The sequence below is a fragment of the Streptomyces sp. NPDC057099 genome (genome assembly GCF_042671245.1).
Lineage (GTDB): Bacteria > Actinomycetota > Actinomycetes > Streptomycetales > Streptomycetaceae > Streptomyces > Streptomyces purpurascens.
The window spans coordinates 98,413-116,300 of the sequence record NZ_JBHUTX010000006.1 but is presented as its reverse complement, the minus strand read 5'-3'; the positions used below and the strand labels follow the sequence as shown (position 1 = coordinate 116,300).

Below are 17,888 nucleotides of genomic sequence, written 5' to 3'. Positions count from 1 at the left end.
ACCGCCAAGTGTGACCAAGCTCTCAGCCTCTTGGCGGATGTGTTCACTTTGCGTGTCAGTCGTCGTACTCGTCGTGATAGCGGATGCGCTCGCTTCCCGCAGGCGCCCCAAGAGTCGACGAGCGCCCCTTGGGCTCCTCCCACGCCTCCTGCCTGCCCAGCGTGGTGAGATCCAGCAGGCTGGTGGTCGAGCCGAGGCCGTCGAGGCCGCGCTCGTACGTCGAGTAGGTGTGGAAGACCCGGTCGCGATCCCGCAGGAAGCAGCTGAGGCCGGGCCGCTCGACGAGCTCTCCCTCTTGTTCGAGCGTCACCTCGAAGTCGCGATTGAAGTCGCTCCCGTGCGACGAGTACCAGGGCACCGTCCAGCCCATCCGGGCCTTGAAGGGCAGGAGTCTCGGGAAGGGCGCCCGGGAGACGGCCGTGAACGACGTGCCACGGGCCTTGAGATGGGCGAGATGCCCTATTTGATCCAGGAACGCCGAGCAGCTGCGGCAGCCGGCGTCCCACTCGGGCGCGAACATGAAGTGGTAGACGACGAGCTGGTGCCGCCCCTCGAACAGGTCGAGCAGGGTGGCTTTGCCGTCCCCGCCCTCGAACACGTACTCCTCGTCGACCTCCACCATGGGCAGTCCGCGCCGCTCGGCGGCCAGCGCGTCCCGCGCGCGGGTGGCGGCCTTCTCCTTGGCCAGCAGTTCCGCGCGCGCTGCCCTCCACCGGTCGCGCGAGACGATCTCCGGAAACGACATGAACCCCTCCTGTACCCCTCCTGCGGCAACGGTCCGTCCTGGGTGGTGACCGGTGGGAGGGGCGGAACTCATCGTCGGCTCACGAAGTTTTTTCCGCGTACGTCACCGGCAGCGCGACCAGACCCCGGGCGCGCAGGGAGGGCCGCCACCGCGGGGCGTCGGTCGCGAGGGCGAGGTCCGGGAACCGCTCCAGCAGCGCGGCCAGGGCGATTTCGGTCTCGGCGCGGGCCAGCGGCGCGCCCAGGCAGTGGTGGATGCCGTGGCCGAGGGCGAGATGCCCCGAGGTGTCCCGGCCGAGGTCGAGCCGGTCGGGATCGGGGAAACGGGCCGGGTCGCGGTTGGCGGCGGCCAGGGACAGCAGGACGGTCTCGCCGGCGGGCACGGTGACGCCCCCGATCGTCATGTCCTCGGTCGGGAAGCGCCGGATGGCGAGCAGGACGGGCCCCTCGTGGCGGGCGAACTCCTCGACGGCCGCCGGGATGCGTGCCGGGTCGGTGCGCAGGGCGGCGAGCTGCTCGGGGTGTTCCAGAAGGCCCAGCACGGCGTTGCCGATGAGCTGGACGGTGTTCTCGTACCCGGCGAAGAGGATGAGGAAGGCCAGGGACATCAGCTCGTCCTCGGTGAGCCGGTCGCCCTCGTCGCGGACCGCGATCAGGTCGGAGAGCAGGTCGTCGGCGGGCTCCGCGCGCTTGGCCGCGATCAGGTCGGTGAAGAATCCGAGCATCGCCACGACCGCCTCCTTGGCGGCGGCCGGGCGGGCCGGATCGGGGGCGACGAGCGCGTCGGTCCAGGCGCGGAAGTCCCGGCGGTGGTCGTCGGGGACGCCGAGGAGAGCGCAGATGACGGTGATCGGCAGGGGCGCGGCGTAGGCGGCGATCAGGTCGGCGGTGCCGTGCGGGCCGAGCGCGTCGAGGAGGCGGTCGGCGGTCCTGCGTATGGGGGCGCGGAGGTGTTCGACGCGGCGTGTGGTGAAGGCCCGTGCGACCAGGCGGCGGATGCGGGTGTGGTCGGGCGGGTCCATGTTGAGGAGGTTGGCGTCCAGGGCCGGCGGCAGGGAGAGTCCCCGGTAGCTCCCCTCCCGCGCATTCGCCTTGTCCAGGGAGAGCCGGGGGTCGGCGAGGGCCGCGCGGACGTCCTCGTACCTGGTCACCAGCCAGGCGGGGCTGCCGTCGGGGCCGGCGGTCCGGTGTACCGGCGCGCTCTCGCGCAGGCGCCGGTACACGCCGTGGGGGTCTTCGAGAAGGCCGTGGGCGGGATCCATGCGGGCCAGCCTAGAAAATCAGGTGTCGTACTCCTGGATGCGCCGGCCGTGACCGCGGTCCACGAGCGCGGGCAGGCGGGCCTCCAACTCCTCTGCCACCGCGGGCACATCGATCGTCAGCAGCTCCCGGTCACGCATCAGGATCCGTCCGTCGACGATCGTGGTGCGGACGTCGGCCGAGCGGGCGCTGTGCACGAGGGTGGCGGCGAGGTCGTGGACGGGGCGGGTGTGCGGGCCGGTGAGGTCGACCAGGACGATGTCCGCCCTCCGGCCGGGCGCGATGCTGCCGACGCTGTCCCCCAGCCCCACGGCCCGGGCGCTCTGCAGGGTGGCGTGGTGCAGGGCCTGGCGGGAGGTCAGCCGGCGGGGGTCGCCCTCGGCCGACTTCTGGACCAGCGAGGTGAGGGCCATGGACTCCCACACGTCGAGGGAGTTGTTGGAGGCGGCGCCGTCGGTGGCGAGTCCGACGTCGACGCCGATGTCGCGCAGGGCGCGGACCGGTGTGGTGTCGGGCCAGGCGAACTTGAGGTAGCCGCGGGGCGCGGTGGCGACGGCCGTACGACCGCCCGCCCGCTCCAGGACCGGCAGGTCGCGGTCGGTGATGCCGGTGCCGTGGGCGATGAGCACGTCCGTGTCGAGGATGCCGGTGCGGGCCAGGACCTCGATCGGGGTGACGCCGTGCCGGGCGAGGCTGGTGTCCGTCTGGTCGCGGTTCTCCGCGGCGTGGAGGTGCACGGGCAGGCCGTGCGCGCGGGCGAGCTCGGCGGTGGCGGCGAGGTCGGCGTCGTCGACCGTGTAGGGGGCGTGGGGTGCGAGCGCGGTGGTGATACGGCCGTCCGCCGAGCCGCGGTGCCGCAGCGCGAACTCCAGTGACCGCTCCCGGCCCTCGGGGCCCTGCGAGGAGAAGTAGGCCTCGCCCAGCAGCGCCCGCATGCCGCACTCGGCGACCACCGCGGCGACCGCGTCCATGGCGAAGTAGTGGTCGGCGAAGCAGGTGACGCCGGAACGGATCATCTCGGCGCAGGCGAGCCGCGCGCCCAGCTCGACGTCCCTCGCCGTCAGGTTGGACTCGACGGGCCAGACGACGTCGTTGAACCACTCCTCGATGGGCAGGTCCTCGGCGATGCCGCGCAGGGCGACCATCGGCGCGTGCGTGTGGCAGTTGATCAGGCCGGGCAGGGCGACCTGGCCACGGGCGTCGAGGCGCTCGGCGGCGGCCAGGTCCGCGACCGCGGAGGTGCTCGTGACGGCCTCGACGATCCCGTTCCGTACGACGATCGCGGCGTCCTCCTCGAAGCCGATCCGCTCTTGATCGTCGTGCACGAGGACGGTGCACGCGCTGATGACGAGGTCGGCGGGACGGTCCGCGGCAGAAGGCGTCATCACGACAACGTACGCCGCGGGCGCTATCCGGCGAGGGGTGTCCGGGGCAGTCGGAGGCCCACTCGTTCGCCGGGTCCGGTGAGTTCGTCGAGGACCGCGGCGAGGCGTTCGGTGTGGCGGGGGCCGATCCGGCCCGTGTCGTCGAGGTGCACGGCGCAGGCGGTGGTGGTGTCGACGAGGCGTTCGAGGAGGTCGGCCACCTCGTCCGCGCCCTCGGTGTGCCGGGCGAGGGCGGGCAGTTCGTGCGCGGACAGGGAGATGGCCGTGCGGGCCTCGGCGAGGGTGCGGTAGGCCTCACGGCGCAGGGTCCAGCGGGTGGCACGGTGGTCGGAGGGGGTGCCGGAGCCGCCGATGCGCGGGGCGTCGGCCTCGTCGAGGACGTGGGTGAGATAGGCGTACGCGGCCCGGCTCGCCGCCGCCAGCCGGGCGTGCACTCCCCCGCCGCGCCGGCCGGGCATCGGCAGGTGCCCGACGATCAGCACGATCGCGCAGGCCAGCAGCGTTTCGCCGATCCGGCCCGCGGAGGCCTGTGCCTCGCCGCCGACCATGACCAGGGCGAGGACGAGAACGGTGACGACGGCGGTCTGGGCGGCGAAGTGCCGGGTGGCGACGGGTATCAGCGCCCCGCTGAGCGCGACGAGCGCGATGAGCCCTTCCGGCCGGGGCAGGACGACAGCGAGCCCGGCGAAGAGGAGTGCGCCGAGGACGGTCCCGGCGGCCCGGTTCAGCACCCGTGAGGCCAGCGGCCCCAGGTCGGGCTTGACGAGGAAGACGGCGGTGGCGGGCAGCCAGTACCAGTGCTCGTGCTCCCCGTACCACTGGCTCCGGTGCAGGGCCTGGGCGACCGCGGAACTGGCACCGAAGCAGAGGGCGACGCGCAGTCCGTACTCGCGTCCGGCGGTACCGAAGGCGGCGCACAGCCGGTCCTTGGCGGTACGGGGCCGGGTGTGCAGATCGCCGCCCCCGCCCTGGTCGAACACCTCGGCGGCCTGGAGCAGGGCGTCGTCGAGGGCGCGCAGGGCGGGCACCGAGCGGGAGGGGGCGGGCAGCGGCCCGGTGTGCGTGTTGTCGCGTACGGCCGCGGCGAGCCGCCGGGGGCCTTCGGAAGCCCGTTCGGAAACAGGCTCCTCGGCCCAGGCCAGCGCGGTGGCGGCCTCGGCGAGGGGCAGCGCGGCGGCGTACTGCGCGTGCAGCCGTCGCTCGGTGGAGGAGGAGGCGTACCGCCGCAGCCGGGGCCCGGCGAGCGCGTCCTGGGCGTGGTCGAGGGCGGCGGTGAGCGCGGCACGGCGGCGGATGGCGTCCGGCCCGCCGACGGCGTCGAGGAGCGCGGCGACCGCGTCGTACACACCGGCCACGGCCGCCCGCTCCCCGTCGAAGCGGAAGTCACCGGCGAGGGAGCCGGGCGTGGGCAGCGCGAGCCGGAGCGCGAGCAGCCAGCCGGCCCCGGCGAGGAAGGCGAGCGCGCGCTCCCACCCGGCCTCGGGCAGGGGCATCCCCGCGCCGATCGCCGCGCCGACGAGCAACTGCGTCCCGGAGGCGGAGGCGACGGGCCCCACGGCGCTCATCCCGCCGGCGACGAGCCCGACGACCGTGAGGACCACGGTCAGCACGACCGCGCCGGTCTCGTCCCCGGCATACGTCCCGATCACCAGCCCCAGGGCACCGCCCAGCGCGGGCACCCCGAGCCGCTTGACCGAGACCCGCCGGCTCCCGGGCCGGTCGTTGATCCCGGCGAGCATGGCGGCGATGGCGGCGACGACACCGAGCGACGTACGCCCCGTCTCCACGGCCACCAGCAGCAACGGCCCGGCGGACAGGGCCCCCCGCGTCACCGCGCTCCAGGGCACCGGCCCCCGCTGAGCGCGGAGGGCGTGCGCGAGCCAGGGCGGCAGCACGAGGGAAATACGGCGGGACCGGGACACAGGGCTCCTGTCGTCTCGTCGAGGGCAGGGGTGGGCCTTCGGGCGACGGTGGCCGGGGCGGGGTGTGGGTGTCCACGGTAAGCGTGGTTCCTGGAGGAAAGGTTTCCGGAACGTGACGGAGTGCGGGAGAGCCGGGTTCTTTATGAACGCAATCGTCAGGAGCGGGCCCGCTCCACGGCCCGTGCGAAGAGTGCCTCCGCGTCGCTGACCACCCGGGCCAGTGGGTCAGGTCCCGCCGTCATACGCGTGACCAGTGCATCCGCTGCGCCCAGCCCGGCCCGTGCGACGAGCCCCTTCTCGTTGGTGACCCACTCCCCGCGCGCCGCCAGCACCGCATGCGCCGTCTGTGTCGCGGCGAGGGCGATCGCGCCCGCGGTCTGGGTGACCGCGCCCTTCGGGGCGTGGCCCGCCGTGGCGTAGGCGAGGGTGGCGGTGGCCATGCCGTGCCAGTGGGCCGGGGCGGTCTCGCGCAGGGCCGGCGGGTAGGTGCCGGGGCGGGGCAGGTCGCCTCGCAGCACCTTGTTGATCGCGAGTTCGGCGACGAGCAGATACGTCGGGATGCCCGCCAGGTGGAACATCAGCGGCTCGACGCGGAAGCGGCCCGCCTCGGCCTCCGCCCGCTCGTGCTCGACGACGTCCAGATCGCGGTAGTGGACGTCCACGCGCCTGCCGTCGATCGTCAGCCAGGCGCCTCCGTTGAAGACACCGCCACCCCACGCGCCGATCGCGGACACCTCGCCCTCCCAGCCGACCGCGCGGAGATCGGCCGGGTCGAAGGCGCCGCGGTAGTAGACCGCCAGGTCCCAGTCGCTGTCGGGGCGTTCGGTGCCCTGGGCCCGTGAGCCGCCGAGGGTGACGGCCTCGACGGCGGGGAGGGCGGCGAGACGGTCGGCGGTGACGTCGAGGAAGGCCTGGTCCGGGAGGGTGGGCACGGGGCTGGCTCCTGGGGCGGGTGAGGGGTTCGAGCAGCGTAGAGGGACCGGCCTGATCGCGTGAACCGAAATACGGGTGCGGCCACGCGCCGGGCCCCGCATGATCGGTCGAACAGCTGCCCAGTCACCGCCCCTGATCGGAGCCCGTGTGATCCGCCGAGTCACCGTCCCGAGCCTCTTCCCGCCGCCCACCTACTCCCACGCCTCCGTCGTCGAAGCCGGCGCACGGCTGGCGTTCCTCGCCGGGTCCGTCCCGCTCGACGCCGACGGCAATCTCGTCGGGCCCGGAGATCCCGTACGGCAGGCCGAGCAGGTGATCGCCAATCTGCGGGAGCAACTGCACGCCGTCGGCAGCGACCTGTCGCACGTCGTTTCGACCGACGTGTACGTCGTGAGCGGTGAACCGACCGCGCTGTCCGCCGTCTGGGAGGTCGTCGAGGCGTCCGGGCTCAGCGCCGGTCCGCACGCGTCGACGCTGATCGGCGTGGCGTGCCTCGGGTACACGGGGCAGCTGGTGGAGATTACGGCGACAGCCGTGGTGCCCGACGGGGCGCCGACCTGAGGAGAACTCCATGCTGATCGAGCACCGCGGGCGGCGCCCCGTCGTCCCCGAGTCCGCGTACGTCGCTCCTACGGCCGTCCTGTGCGGGGCCGTCGTCCTCGGGGAGCGCACCCGGGTGCTGCACGGGGCCGTGCTCACCGCCGAGGACGGGGAGGTGCGGGTGGGCTCGGACGTCGTCGTGATGGAGAACGCGCTGGTGCGGGGGCGGGCCGGGCACCCCGCCGTGATCGGTGACGCCGTGCTCGTCGGCCCGCACGCCCATGTCAACGGGGCGACCTTGGAGGACGAGGTCTTCGTGGCCACCGGCGCCTGCGTCTTCCCGGGGGCAGTCGCGAGCACGGGCTCCGAGCTGCGGATCCACAGCGTGCTGCACGTCAACTCCGTGCTGCCGCCCGGCACGGTCCTGCCCATCGGCTGGATCGCGGCGGGAGCACCCCGGGCCCGGCTCTTCGCCCCCGGCGAGCACGACGAACTGTGGCAGATCCAGGAGGCACTGGACTTCCCCGGCACGGTGTACGGCATCCCGCGCGGCACGTCGATGCGGGAGGTCATGGCCCGCCAGGTGGCGTTGTACGGGGCTCACCGCGACGACGTCACCCTCGACGGCCCGTCCTGAACTACCGCCGTTCGGGCCGCCCCCACACCCTCCGCTTCGGCAGCGCCTCCGCATAGCTCCCCACCCGACTGGTCGTCAGCCCCAGCGCCACCAGCGACTCCGCGAGTTTGACCGCCGCCGCGACCCCGTCGACAACCGGCAGGCCCAGCTTCTCCGCGACCGCCCGCTGCAAGCCGGTCATCCCGGCGCAGCCCAGCACCAGCACCTCCGCCCCGGCCGCACAGGCCCGTTCGGCGGCGGCGAGGAACGCCGTCTCCGTGCGCTCGTCGTCGCCGAGGTCGAGCACGTTCAGGCCCGTGCCGACGACCGCGGCGCAGTTCCGCGCCACACCCGCCGTCTCCAGGCTGTCCTCGATCTGGCCGCGCGACCGCTCCAGCGTGGTGACGACGCCGTAGCGACGGCCCAGCAGGCAGGCGAGATGCGCGGCGGCCTCCGTGATGTCGACGACCGGTACGTCCACCAGCTCCCGCACGCCCTCCCGCCCGTGTTCGCCGAAGCCGGCCATGACCACGGCGTCGTACGGCGGTCCGTCGTAGGTCCGCAGTGTGTCCAGGACGGCCGCGGCGGACAGGTAGCTGTCGAGCCAGCCCTCCGCGGACTCGGGCCCCCAGGCGGGGGTCAGTCCGGTCACGGTGGTGCCCGGGCCTGCGGCGGCCCGGGCACCTCGTACGATCTCCTCGGTCATCTCCTGCGTGGTGTTGCAGTTGGTGACGGCGATCCGCACGTCTCTCAGACCTCCACCGGCCGGGCGGCCACGGCACGTTCACGCCGGCACAGGGCCGCGTACAGCCCGGCCGCGAGGGCCGTGCCGATGAACCAGGAGTACGGCGCCACCTCGCTGAAGGTCTTCACCAGCGCGAGGACGGCGGCGACACCGGCCGCGGGCAGGAACGCCCACAGCGCCTTGGGGTTGACGCCCTTGCGGTAGTGGAAGCGGGAGCCGGGGGTCGCGTCGAACAGTTCGTCCACGTTCACCCGGCCGCGCTTGACCCAGTAGTAGTCGACCATGATCACGCCGAACAGCGGGCCGAGGAAGGCACCGAGGCCGCCGAGGAAGTAGTTCACGACGGTCGGGTTGGAGAAGAGGTTCCAGGGGGTGACGAGCAGCGCCGCGACGGTGCTGATCATGCCGCCGACCTTGAAGGTGATCTTCTGCGGCCAGACGTTGGCCAGGTCGTACGCCGGTGAGACGAAGTTGGCGACGATGTTGACGCCCATGGTGGCGATGGCGAAGGTCAGCGCGCCCACCACCAGCACCCAGGTGTTGCCGATCTCGGCGACCAGGTAGGCCGGGTCGGTGATCTCCTTGCCGAACACCTCGAAGGCGCCCGCGGTGACGATGACCGACACGATCACGAAGGCCGTGGAGTTGATGGGCAGGCCCCAGAAGTTGCCGCGCCTGACCGTCTTGTAGTCGGGCGAGAAGCGGGCGAAGTCGCAGAAGTTGAGCATCAGCGTGCCGTACGTGGCGAGGACCAGGCCGATCGCGCCGAACCACTGACGCCATTGCTCCCCCACGGAGACCGGGTGCGGGGTGGAGGTGAGCGAGATCGTCCAGCCGGCCTTGGCCAGGATCCACACGGCCAGCGCGATCATCACGAGCCAGATCGCCGGGCCGCAGAAGTCCTGGAACTTGCGGACCGATTCCATGCCCCGGCTGATGATCGCCGCCTGCACCAGCCACAAGGCGATGAAGGAGACCCAGCCGAGTGCGTCGAGGCCCAGGAAGGAGTTGTGCGTCCACGACTCCAGGCCCGGCCAGGCCGCGAGCAGCATCACGTTGACGGCGACGGAGGCCAGGTAGGTCTGGATGCCGTACCACATGATGGCGATCACGGCCCTGATCAGCGCCGGGATGTTGGCGCCCCACACCCCGAAGGCGATCCGGCTGACCACCGGGAAGGGGACGCCGTGGCGCTGCCCGATCTTCCCCATCCAGTTCATGCCGATGTAGATGATCACGAAGCCGACGAGCAGGGACGTGAAGATCTGCCAGACGTTCATGCCGAGGAAGAGCAGTCCGGCGGCGAAGGTGTAGTTGCCGAGGTTGTGGACGTCGGACATCCACATGGCGAAGAGGTCGAAGACCTTCCAGTTGCGCTTCTTCGCGGGCGCGAGGTCTTCGTTGGTGAGCCGGGGATCGGGGACGAACGCTGGGGTGCCGGTGGTCGCGGCACGGTCGGCGAGGGACACGGGGCCTCCATGAGCAAGGGGACGACGGAGGGCTGCTCTCAGCGGGCGCTTGCGTTTGGTATACCAAACTGCGCTCATGGTCTCCCCGTCAACCGTTCTGACCGATGTCGCTCTCGTTAACGCTCCGTAAAAGACACCCCGTGTCGGCGAGGATGGGCTTCATGACGAAGATCGAACCCATCGGAGCGATCCGCGAACGCGTCACCGCCGAGCTGCGGCAGGAGATCATCGCGGGCGGCCTCCGCCCCGGCGACCGCCTGGTGGAACGCGAGCTGGCGGAGCGTTTCGGCGTCTCGCGCGTTCCGGTCCGGGAGGCGATCCGGGCCCTCGTCGCCGAGGGCTTCGTCCACTTCGAGACCCCGCGCCGCACGGTCGTCCGCCGCCTCACCCCGACCGACGTCAAGGAACTGTTCGAACTGCGCGAGGCGCTGGAGGTCTACGCCGCCGGACTCGCCGCGTCCCGTGCGACGCCGGAGGACCTGGCCGAGGTCCGGGAACTGATCGACCGCGCCGCCGCCGCGACCGAGGCCGAGGACGCCGAGGTGATCACGGACGTCAACAGCCGCCTGCACGACCGCATCGTGGCGATGGCGGGCAACAGCCTGCTGACCGAGGCCCTGGAACCGGTCGCCGGCCGGCTGCGCTGGATGACCCGGCGCAACGAGGAGTGGCCCCAGCTCCTCGTCGAGCACCGCGAGTTGTACGAGGCGATCGCCTCGGGCGACCCGGACCGGGCCCGCGCACACGCGCTCACGCACGTACGGACCAACTACCGCTCCACGGTGCGGCAGCTGTTCGGGGACGAAGAACTCCCGTAGAGACCTACTCCGGCCGGGGCAGCCCCGCCGCCTCCGCAGCCGTTCGCAGGACGTCGCGCAGCATCTCGGGGGTGAGCCGGCCGGTGAAGGTGTTGCGCTGGCTGACGTGGAAGCAGCCGAAGAGCTCCAGACCGTCGAGGTCGTAGCGGGCCCCGTGGGCGAAGGCGGGGCGTGGCCGGGGCACGGACCAGCCCGCCTCGGCGAACGCCGGCAGCGCGGCCTGCCAGCCGAAGGCGCCGAGCACGACCACGGCACGCAGGGTCGGACGCAGCAGCTCCAGTTCCCGCACGAGCCAGGGACGGCAGGTGTCCCGCTCCTCGGGGGTGGGCTTGTTGGCGGGCGGGGCGCAGTGCACGGGCGAGGTGACGCGTACGCCGTACAACTCCAGGCCGTCGTGGGCGTCCACGGCCGTGGGCTGAGAGGCGAGCCCGACGTCGTACAGCGCCTGGTACAGGACGTCCCCGGACCGGTCGCCGGTGAACATCCGCCCGGTGCGATTGCCGCCGTGGGCCGCGGGGGCGAGCCCCACGATCAGCAACCGTGCGTCCGCCGGCCCGAACCCGGGCACCGGCCGGCCCCAGTACGTCCAGTCCGCGTAGGCGGCTCGCTTGGCACGGGCCACCTCCTCACGCCAGGAGACCAGCCGCGGACAGGCCCGGCAGTCCGCGATGCGCCGGTCGAGGAGGGGAAGGCCACTGGCGTCCATCACTCCACGGTAGGCGCGGGGCGGGCGGTGGTGACCTGCGCGGCCCGGTCCTCTCCGCGGCGGAGCCACAGCAGCGCCCCGGCGAGCAGCACGGCACCCGTCAGGAGCCATGGCAGTGGGCCCGGCCGCATCACCCCGACGATCAGGCCGGTGAGCGCGCCGACCAGTTGCTGGGCGAGGGACTGGACGGACAGGGCGGTGGCGCGGCCCTCGCCGGAGACGCGCTGGTGCAGCAGTTCGTTCTCGTTCGGGCCCGCCGCGCCGAGACCGAGGTAGACCAGGCAGAAGCCGACGACCGCGAGGGTCGTGGCCACCGGATGTGCGGCGGACGCGGTGACACCGAGCAGGAGCAGGCCGCTCGCCCCGGCCCCGAGGCAGATCAGCACGGCCCGCTCGCCGCCGCCCGCGACCCGGGCGGCGAACGGGGCGAGGTGGCTGCCGACGCCGGAGCAGGCGAAACCCGCACAGGCGAGCACGGCGTAGACCAGCGCCCCGGACCCGGCCGCCCCGGTCAGCGCGACGGTACGGCCCGGTATGAGCAGTTCGATGACGGCCACGGCACTTCCGGCGGCCGCGGCGCTGAGCACGACCCGACGGACCAGCGCGTCCCGTCCGCCCAGCCGCAGCCCGCCCAGGACGGTGACCGGCACGCCGCGCAGCACGGATCGCAGGGTGGCCGGCGGTCGCGGCGGCTCATGCAGGACGGCCAGCACATAGACGACGAAGACGACCCTGACCGCGGCTCCGAGCAGCACGGGAACGGCCAACGGCGGCACCGCCCCGGACGTCGCCTCGCTGAGCCTGGCACCGAGGTCGGGTCCGACACCGAGCAGCCAGGGCAGGGCCCCGCCGAGCAGAAGGCCGACCGCGAGCGCGGCGGAGGTCGCGGATCCGCCCCGGGCCAGTCCCGTCCGCAGCTCGGCGTCGGGGCCGGACACCTCCTGCGCGGTGTCGACGTACCAGGCCTCCGCGGTACCGCTGGCCAGGGCCCGGGCCACGCCCATGAGCACCATGCCGGCGGTGAGGACCCAGGCGGTGGTGCCGAGGCCGAGCAGGAGCGCGGCGACGAGGTTGAGCACACCGGCCATGGCCAGGACCGGCCGCCGCCCGAGGACGTCGGAGAGCCCGCCGGTGGGCAGCTCCAGCGCGGCCACGGTCAGTGAGTGAACGGCGAAGAGGCCCGCCACCGCGCCGAGGGACATCCCGCGCTCGCCGAACAGGAGGACCATCGAGGCCATACCGAGGCCCGGCGGCAGCCATAAGAGCGCGCAGACGGTGGCGTAACGACGGCGAGCGGTCCGTGCCCCGGGCGCCTCGACAACGAGGTGCGTCATGAGGTGCCCTCGTGGGCTTCGCCCGTACGGCCTTGCCGGTCCGCACCCTCAGGGTCGTGAGGGTCGCCGTCCTCACGGTCGTGCGGGTCCACGTCCTCACGGTCCTGCGGGTCCACGTCCTCGCGGTCGTGCGGGGCGAGCGGCAAGCCGGCGGTGAGGAGCACGACGTGTTCGGCGCGCGGGTCGTCCGCGTCCCGGGCGGTCAGTTCCTCCAGCTTCCCGGCGATCGTTTCCCACAGCTCGGTGAGCGACCCGGCCGTCAGGCGGGGCATGAGGTCACTGATCCCGGACGCCTCCACCCACTCCTGACCGAGTCGACCGCCGGCCATGTCCGCCTCGTGCCGGGCGAGGGACGACTCCAGGTGCTCCAACTGCCGCCGCCGCGCCAGGCTGACGAAGGCCCGGCCCGCCTCGGAGGACTCCATCGCCTCGTTGCTCCAGGACGTCATGGTGTGCAGCGCCCGCCAGCGCCGCTCCCGCCCGTCACGGTGCTCGGCCTCGGCGATGAAGGCGTACTTCGCCAGCACCCTCAGGTGGTAACTGGCCGACGCCGACGACTCCCCCGTCCGCGCGGCGAGCTCACTGGCCGTGGCGGGCCCGTCCTGCCGCAACAGCCCGAGCAGCCGGATGCGCAGGGGGTGGGTGAGGGCCTTCAGGGCGGCGGTGTCGTGCTCGGGGTCGAGTACGCGATTGCGCTCGTCGCTGTCCATGCCGGGAGGGTAGGCCGCCGTGGCCATTCAGCAAAAGACATTTTGCAAAACTTGTTTTGTAGATGGCGACGGAGGAGAATATCCCGCCTGATCGGACCACTCGGAGGACTAAGGTCGGGGACATGGCTTCACAAGGTGCGGCGAACGACTCCGGCAGCGGAGAGGCGAAGGCCCTCGACCCGAAGGTCGCCGAGGCGATGGCCGCCGCCGACGCGGCCGGGCCGCAGAGCGGCGAGACCGTCCGCGTCGACAGCTGGATCTGGTCCGTACGTCTCGTCAAGACCCGTTCCATGGGAGCCACCGCCTGCCGCGGCGGGCACGTCCGCGTCAACGGCGACCGCGTGAAACCCGCACACGCCGTACGCGTCGGCGACGAGGTACGCCTACGGCACGAGGGCCGGGAGCGGGTCGTCATCGTCACGCGTCTGATCCGCAAGCGGGTCGGCGCACCCGTCGCCGCCCAGTGCTTTGTCGACAACTCCCCGCCGCCCCCGCCCCGCGAGGCCGTCGCCCCGGCCGGCATCCGCGACCGCGGCACGGGCCGCCCGACGAAGCGGGACCGCCGCGAAATGGAACGTCTGCGCGGACTGACCGGCCCGGGCGACGGCGACGGTCTCGGCGGCGACATCGGCAAGCCCACGCCTTGAGGACCCGGTCCCGACGGATCAACTCCCCCCTGAACACAGTCCCCCGACGGACACAACAAGCCGCACGACACGTCGCACGGACACAACACAGCCGCACGACACGTCGGCGCCCGGGACGAGCCCCAAGGCCCGCCCGGACGCCGCCGGCGTCGCACGCGACACGGTGTCACCCGGTCACGCCCCTCGCCGCAGCAGTCGCAGCAGATCCGCGTTGTGCCCCCGCCGCGCCCAGGCGATGAGGGCGAGCGGCACGATCAGGATGAGCGGCGTCGCCGCGTACTGCCCGTCGAACACGGCCACCTGCACGACGAACGCGCCGACCATCAACGCACTCAGCGCCATCGCCGCCATCGACTGGAGCACCGGGATCAACAGGGCCACCGCTCCGGCCAGTTCGAGCGCCCCGATGGTGTACATCCCCGCGCTGCCCCAGCCGAGCTTCTCGAAGGACTCGGCGGCGGACGGGTGCGCGATCAGCTTGGGCAGGGCGCTCGGGATCGCGTAGAAGAGGGCGAGCAGCACCTGAAGACCGCGCAGGGCGATCCGGGCACGCCGCCCGCGAGCGGTCGCGGACTCGGCGACGACGACGCCGGCAGAAGCGGAAGCGGCGGTGACGGGAGCGGTGGTCTCGGGCATGAAGGTCTCCTGGGGGAAGCGGTCCGTGCTGATGTCGAAGAGGTAGACCGCCGCTCGCCCGCGAACTCATCGCCGCCCAGCGGATTTTCTGCCCTTCCAGCTCCTCTCCACCTCGAAACCCGCTCAGCCCCCGCCCGTCACGGGCAGAGCCGCCGGAGCCTCTCCCCCGGATAGGACGTCGTCCTGCTCACCCCCTGGACCCGACGGTAGAAGTCCGTCATCACGGCCGCGACCGGGGCGTTGCGGCTGAGGATCTCCGCCGCCCCGGGTGGCGCGCCGCTGGGCTGCCGCCCTTCGGCCCATGCCTGTATCAGTGCTCCACGCTCCTCCCAGTCGCCCGCGTACAGGGCGGTGATCAGCCAGTTCACCAGGAAACTGGCCGTGTAGCAGCGGTCGTAGGTGCTGTGCCGGTCGTAGAAGTCGGCCTCGGTGCGCGAGAGGTCGAAGCGGGTGGACAGGGCGAGTCCGTAGTCGGCGAAGTACAGGCGCCGGCCGTCGGTCAGGATGTTCTCGAAGTGGGCGTCGAAGTGGAGCAGTCCGCGGCTGTTCATGAAGGACGTGCCGTCCCGCAGTTCCTTCTCCACCAGGGCACACGCCCGGTCGAGCGCCTCGCCACCGGCTCGCACCTGAGCCGTCAGCCATGCGTGGAGCGTCTGGGGGACGTACTCCAGGAACAGGGCGACACTCGCCGAGGACCGCCGCAGGGCCTCTATACGCCGCCGTACCGCCGCGCTGCCTCCCCAGTAGTCCACGGCCTTGTCCACATCGGCGAGTTCCTCCGGCAGGCCGGTCGCCCCGTCCGGCAGGACACGCCAGTGGTACATCAGGGGGAAGCCCTGGAACTGCCCGGAGAGCACCCAGTTCGTGGTCATGGTGTGGACGGCCACCTCCCGCCACGCCCCGAACCCGGGCCCGCCGACGCCGTACTGGCAGACCACCGGCAACCCGAACACATTGGCCGTGGACCGGACGTGTTCCGGCCGTCGCTCCAGGTCCGTCAGGGGCACCCGCTTCACGAAGACCGGCGTACCGGACACGTCCAGCCGGGCCGACTTTCCTCCGATACCGGTGCCCAGCGGTGTGGCCGCGTCCACCAGCTCGCGCAGTGCGGTGTCACCGAGCAGCGCCAGGGACGTCGAGACCGTGTCGTAGCCGATGAGACGCCCGGGCTCCGCCATCCCGTACGCCCTCTCACGCACCTCGGTCGCCTAGGCCGCCCGCACCGCCCTCACCCATATCCCGTCCTCCGTCAGATACCGGTCCACCTTCAGGCCCGCCTCCTCCAGCGCCTCCTCGAACTGATCCTTGGTCAGCGGTCGCGCCCGGAACGTCTGTGTCCAGACCGCGTCCGGGAACTCGTACTCCGCACGCACCGAGTTGACCCCGTCGCCGACCGGCTCCGCCGACACGATCCGCACGGTGAAGCCGCTGGGGTCCACGCGCTCGCGCGGCAGGTTCGTGTGGTAGTCGGCGCCCTCCCGCTGGATCAGCACGCTGCCGCCCTCCGCGACATGGCGCACACAGGTGCGCAGCAAGCCCCGCCGCACCTCGACGTCCCCCGCGTGCACGAGGAACGACGCGAGCAGCACCACGTCGAAGGTCTCGCCCAGGTCCAGGGCCTCGATCGGGCTGCATATCGTGCGCGCGCCGCGCACGCGCTCCAGCATCTCGGAGGACTCGTCCACCGCCGTGACCGTGAACCCGCGCTCCAGCAGTCCATGGGTCATGCGGCCGACGCCGCTGCCCAGCTCCAGGATGCGCGCGCCCTTGGGCACCGCCGCGGCGATGATGTCCGGTTCATCCCCGACCGGCAGTCGGGAGTAGAGCTCCACCGCGCAGCCGTCCGGGGTGATGGCCCCGGGTCCCGTCCCCTCGTACCCCTCACGCATTTTCATCTCCATGCCGGTCCAACGGCCCACGCCCGCAAGCCAGTTCCCCTCCCGGCCGCCTTCACCCGACCGAGTGAACGAGGTTTCACTTACAAGCCCCGGCTCCCCCTGGTGGTCCGCATCCGCGGCGGAGAGTACGTTGCCATCAGGAGTGGAGATCGCGATGCGTACAGGCAGTGAACCGGCGACTGCGCGCAGTGCCCTGCGGGCGCGCTTCTGGCTGAGTGTGTGGGGGCTGGTCTGGGCCCTCTTCGGGACGGTCGCGTTCACGCTCGCCGGGCGGCCCGGCTGGGCCATCGCGTGCGGTGTGCTGCTGCTGGTCGTCACGATCGACCTGGCCGTCGTCCTCAGGCACATCCGCCAGGGCCCGCACTGGCAGCCGGGCCCCGACATCCCGCCCTACCAGCCACCCGAGAACCACCCCAGAGACAGACGGGGCGGATGAGGCGTACCGGGACGGCCGCTCACGAGTCGAAGCGCGCGGCCTTCTGGAACTGCGGATTCGGGTCCAACGCCGCCGCCAGGCGGAAATGGCGCTTCGCCTGGTCGGGGCGGTTCTGCCGCTCATAGGTGCGGGCGAGCGCGAAGTGCGCGAACGCGTTGTCCGGCTCGCGCTCCAGGACGATCGAGAACTCGAGCTCGGCCGGCCGCAGCTGGGCCGCCGCGAAGAAGGCACGCGCGCGCAGCAGTCGCGCGGCGGTGTTCTCCGGGTGCGCGGCGATGACTCCGTCGAGCAGCTTCACCGCGCCCCGCGGGTCCCGCGCGGCGAGCAGCTGCTCGGCGGCACGGAAGTCGATGACATGCGTCTCCGGGGTACGTCCGGTGGAACCGCTGGTCTCGGGCACGGCAGAGTCCTTCCCTCACTGGAAAGGTTCAACGCCCCCTCGGGGTGCCGCTATTCCTGAGGTGACGGCTGGCCCTGAGCGTCCGGCCGGGACGCGTGGGACCTGCGGACCAGCTCGGCCCACACGTCCTTCACGCGGCGCTCCAGTTCCTCCAGCGGGACGTCGTTGTCGACGACGACGTCCGCGATCTCCCGGCGCTGCTCGCGCGTCGCCTGGGCGGCCATCCGCGCGCGGGCGTCCTCCTCGGTCATGCCGCGCAGCCGTACGAGCCGGTCGAGTTGGGTCTCGGGGGCCGCGTCGACGACGATGACGAGGTCGTACAGGGGTGCGAGGCCGTTCTCCGTGAGGAGCGGGACGTCGTGGATCACGACCGCGTCCTCGGCGGCGGCCTCCTCCAGCTCGCGGGAGCGGGCGCCCACCAGCGGGTGCACGATCGCGTTGAGGGTGGCGAGTTTCGCCGGGTCGGCGAAGACGATGGAGCCCAGCTTGGGGCGGTCAAGGCTGCCGTCGGGGGCGAGCACCTGCTCGCCGAAGGCCTCCACGACCGAGGCGAGACCCGGGGTCCCCGGCGCGACGACCTCCCGCGCGATGCGGTCCGCGTCGATCAGCACGGCCCCGCATGCGACGAGCAGCCGTGACACCTCACTCTTGCCGGCACCGATGCCGCCGGTCAGACCAACCTTCACCAT

The 17,888-nt window shown here is 72.3% G+C and carries 20 protein-coding genes; 5 read left to right on the top strand and 15 right to left on the bottom strand.

Going from position 1 to position 17,888, the window contains the following annotated elements; all coding sequences use genetic code 11:
- Positions 1-55 precede the first annotated feature (55 nt).
- The 5 genes from ACFT4A_RS10960 to ACFT4A_RS10940 form a co-directional block, all read right to left on the bottom strand.
- Positions 56-745: a DUF899 domain-containing protein gene (locus ACFT4A_RS10960; protein ID WP_382827993.1), complete on the bottom strand. Its 690-nt coding sequence runs from the start codon at positions 743-745 to the stop codon at positions 56-58.
- 79 nt (positions 746-824) lie between these two features.
- Complete coding sequence (locus ACFT4A_RS10955) at positions 825-2,006, bottom strand: cytochrome P450 (RefSeq protein ID WP_382827991.1); 1,182 nt, start codon at positions 2,004-2,006, stop codon at positions 825-827.
- An 18-nt stretch (positions 2,007-2,024) separates the two neighbouring features.
- Positions 2,025-3,389, bottom strand: a complete 1,365-nt coding sequence (locus ACFT4A_RS10950; protein ID WP_382827989.1) for an amidohydrolase — start codon at positions 3,387-3,389, stop codon at positions 2,025-2,027.
- Between the two features lie 23 nt (positions 3,390-3,412).
- On the bottom strand, positions 3,413-5,311 hold the full coding sequence (locus tag ACFT4A_RS10945) for an FUSC family protein (RefSeq protein ID WP_382827986.1): 1,899 nt from the start codon (positions 5,309-5,311) through the stop codon (positions 3,413-3,415).
- Between the two features lie 155 nt (positions 5,312-5,466).
- Entirely contained in the window at positions 5,467-6,243 is a 777-nt protein-coding gene (locus ACFT4A_RS10940) for a nucleotidyltransferase domain-containing protein (protein WP_382827984.1), read from the bottom strand.
- Between the two features lie 148 nt (positions 6,244-6,391).
- Between ACFT4A_RS10940 and ACFT4A_RS10935 the strand changes: the two genes are divergently transcribed.
- Positions 6,392-6,805 (top strand): RidA family protein, encoded by a 414-nt coding sequence (locus ACFT4A_RS10935; RefSeq protein WP_382827983.1) that lies wholly within the window; start codon positions 6,392-6,394, stop codon positions 6,803-6,805.
- A 10-nt stretch (positions 6,806-6,815) separates the two neighbouring features.
- Entirely contained in the window at positions 6,816-7,421 is a 606-nt protein-coding gene (locus ACFT4A_RS10930; RefSeq protein WP_382827980.1) for a gamma carbonic anhydrase family protein, read from the top strand.
- Position 7,422: 1 nt separating this feature from the next.
- Here ACFT4A_RS10930 and ACFT4A_RS10925 read toward each other — a convergent pair whose 3' ends face one another.
- The gene (locus ACFT4A_RS10925; RefSeq protein ID WP_382827977.1) at positions 7,423-8,145 is read right to left on the bottom strand and encodes an aspartate/glutamate racemase family protein; all 723 of its coding nucleotides are present in this window, start codon (positions 8,143-8,145) and stop codon (positions 7,423-7,425) included.
- 5 nt (positions 8,146-8,150) lie between these two features.
- Positions 8,151-9,614 carry an NCS1 family nucleobase:cation symporter-1 gene (locus ACFT4A_RS10920; protein WP_382827974.1) on the bottom strand — a complete coding sequence of 488 codons (1,464 nt, stop codon included), beginning with the start codon at positions 9,612-9,614 and terminating at the stop codon, positions 8,151-8,153.
- A 161-nt stretch (positions 9,615-9,775) separates the two neighbouring features.
- Here ACFT4A_RS10920 and ACFT4A_RS10915 point away from each other — a divergent pair, with 161 nt between their 5' ends.
- On the top strand, positions 9,776-10,432 hold the full coding sequence (locus tag ACFT4A_RS10915) for a GntR family transcriptional regulator (RefSeq protein ID WP_382827972.1): 657 nt from the start codon (positions 9,776-9,778) through the stop codon (positions 10,430-10,432).
- Between the two features lie 4 nt (positions 10,433-10,436).
- Here the strand turns inward: ACFT4A_RS10915 and ACFT4A_RS10910 are convergent, their stop codons facing one another.
- From ACFT4A_RS10910 to ACFT4A_RS10900, 3 genes are read right to left on the bottom strand one after another with little or no spacing between them, the layout of a single operon-like run.
- Positions 10,437-11,138 carry a uracil-DNA glycosylase gene (locus ACFT4A_RS10910; RefSeq protein WP_382827970.1) on the bottom strand — a complete coding sequence of 234 codons (702 nt, stop codon included), beginning with the start codon at positions 11,136-11,138 and terminating at the stop codon, positions 10,437-10,439.
- Positions 11,138-12,472 (bottom strand): MFS transporter, encoded by a 1,335-nt coding sequence (locus ACFT4A_RS10905; RefSeq protein ID WP_382827968.1) that lies wholly within the window; start codon positions 12,470-12,472, stop codon positions 11,138-11,140. The genes ACFT4A_RS10910 and ACFT4A_RS10905 overlap by 1 nt, the downstream gene beginning before the upstream one ends.
- Positions 12,469-13,182, bottom strand: coding sequence for an ArsR/SmtB family transcription factor (locus ACFT4A_RS10900; RefSeq protein ID WP_382827966.1), 714 nt, complete (start codon positions 13,180-13,182; stop codon positions 12,469-12,471). Before ACFT4A_RS10900 ends, ACFT4A_RS10905 begins: the two co-directional genes overlap by 4 nt.
- A gap of 122 nt (positions 13,183-13,304) precedes the next feature.
- Here ACFT4A_RS10900 and ACFT4A_RS10895 point away from each other — a divergent pair, with 122 nt between their 5' ends.
- Positions 13,305-13,829, top strand: a complete 525-nt coding sequence (locus ACFT4A_RS10895) for an RNA-binding S4 domain-containing protein (RefSeq protein ID WP_382827964.1) — start codon at positions 13,305-13,307, stop codon at positions 13,827-13,829.
- A 174-nt stretch (positions 13,830-14,003) separates the two neighbouring features.
- Here the strand turns inward: ACFT4A_RS10895 and ACFT4A_RS10890 are convergent, their stop codons facing one another.
- The 3 genes from ACFT4A_RS10890 to ACFT4A_RS10880 all read right to left on the bottom strand — a co-directional run bounded on the left by ACFT4A_RS10890 (position 14,004) and on the right by ACFT4A_RS10880 (position 16,354).
- Positions 14,004-14,465 (bottom strand): DoxX family protein, encoded by a 462-nt coding sequence (locus tag ACFT4A_RS10890; protein ID WP_382827962.1) that lies wholly within the window; start codon positions 14,463-14,465, stop codon positions 14,004-14,006.
- 137 nt (positions 14,466-14,602) lie between these two features.
- A complete protein-coding gene (locus ACFT4A_RS10885; RefSeq protein WP_382827959.1) occupies positions 14,603-15,643 on the bottom strand; it encodes a protein kinase family protein in 1,041 nt (346 codons plus the stop codon).
- Between the two features lie 30 nt (positions 15,644-15,673).
- The gene (locus ACFT4A_RS10880) at positions 15,674-16,354 is read right to left on the bottom strand and encodes a class I SAM-dependent methyltransferase (RefSeq protein ID WP_382827956.1); all 681 of its coding nucleotides are present in this window, start codon (positions 16,352-16,354) and stop codon (positions 15,674-15,676) included.
- A 163-nt stretch (positions 16,355-16,517) separates the two neighbouring features.
- Here ACFT4A_RS10880 and ACFT4A_RS10875 point away from each other — a divergent pair, with 163 nt between their 5' ends.
- On the top strand, positions 16,518-16,799 hold the full coding sequence (locus ACFT4A_RS10875; RefSeq protein ID WP_382827953.1) for a DUF6343 family protein: 282 nt from the start codon (positions 16,518-16,520) through the stop codon (positions 16,797-16,799).
- A gap of 19 nt (positions 16,800-16,818) precedes the next feature.
- Here ACFT4A_RS10875 and ACFT4A_RS10870 read toward each other — a convergent pair whose 3' ends face one another.
- Entirely contained in the window at positions 16,819-17,199 is a 381-nt protein-coding gene (locus ACFT4A_RS10870) for a M48 family metallopeptidase (RefSeq protein WP_189728861.1), read from the bottom strand.
- Positions 17,200-17,249: 50 nt separating this feature from the next.
- Positions 17,250-17,888, bottom strand: coding sequence for a dephospho-CoA kinase (gene coaE / locus ACFT4A_RS10865; RefSeq protein ID WP_382827950.1), 639 nt, complete (start codon positions 17,886-17,888; stop codon positions 17,250-17,252).

Bases quoted from the DNA above. Each gene is read 5' to 3' on its own strand.
- ACFT4A_RS10900 (WP_382827966.1), bottom strand. From the start codon at position 13,182: ATGGACAGCGACGAGCGCAATCGCGTACTCGACCCCGAGCACGACACC.
- ACFT4A_RS10885 (WP_382827959.1), bottom strand. From the start codon at position 15,643: ATGGCGGAGCCCGGGCGTCTCATCGGCTACGACACGGTCTCGACGTCC.
- ACFT4A_RS10915 (WP_382827972.1), top strand. From the start codon at position 9,776: ATGACGAAGATCGAACCCATCGGAGCGATCCGCGAACGCGTCACCGCC.
- ACFT4A_RS10895 (WP_382827964.1), top strand. From the start codon at position 13,305: ATGGCTTCACAAGGTGCGGCGAACGACTCCGGCAGCGGAGAGGCGAAG.
- ACFT4A_RS10955 (WP_382827991.1), bottom strand. From the start codon at position 2,006: ATGGATCCCGCCCACGGCCTTCTCGAAGACCCCCACGGCGTGTACCGG.
- ACFT4A_RS10890 (WP_382827962.1), bottom strand. From the start codon at position 14,465: ATGCCCGAGACCACCGCTCCCGTCACCGCCGCTTCCGCTTCTGCCGGC.
- ACFT4A_RS10880 (WP_382827956.1), bottom strand. From the start codon at position 16,354: ATGCGTGAGGGGTACGAGGGGACGGGACCCGGGGCCATCACCCCGGAC.
- ACFT4A_RS10875 (WP_382827953.1), top strand. From the start codon at position 16,518: ATGCGTACAGGCAGTGAACCGGCGACTGCGCGCAGTGCCCTGCGGGCG.
- ACFT4A_RS10910 (WP_382827970.1), bottom strand. From the start codon at position 11,138: ATGGACGCCAGTGGCCTTCCCCTCCTCGACCGGCGCATCGCGGACTGC.
- ACFT4A_RS10960 (WP_382827993.1), bottom strand. From the start codon at position 745: ATGTCGTTTCCGGAGATCGTCTCGCGCGACCGGTGGAGGGCAGCGCGC.
- ACFT4A_RS10905 (WP_382827968.1), bottom strand. From the start codon at position 12,472: ATGACGCACCTCGTTGTCGAGGCGCCCGGGGCACGGACCGCTCGCCGT.
- coaE (WP_382827950.1), bottom strand. From the start codon at position 17,888: ATGGTGAAGGTTGGTCTGACCGGCGGCATCGGTGCCGGCAAGAGTGAG.
- ACFT4A_RS10950 (WP_382827989.1), bottom strand. From the start codon at position 3,389: ATGACGCCTTCTGCCGCGGACCGTCCCGCCGACCTCGTCATCAGCGCG.
- ACFT4A_RS10930 (WP_382827980.1), top strand. From the start codon at position 6,816: ATGCTGATCGAGCACCGCGGGCGGCGCCCCGTCGTCCCCGAGTCCGCG.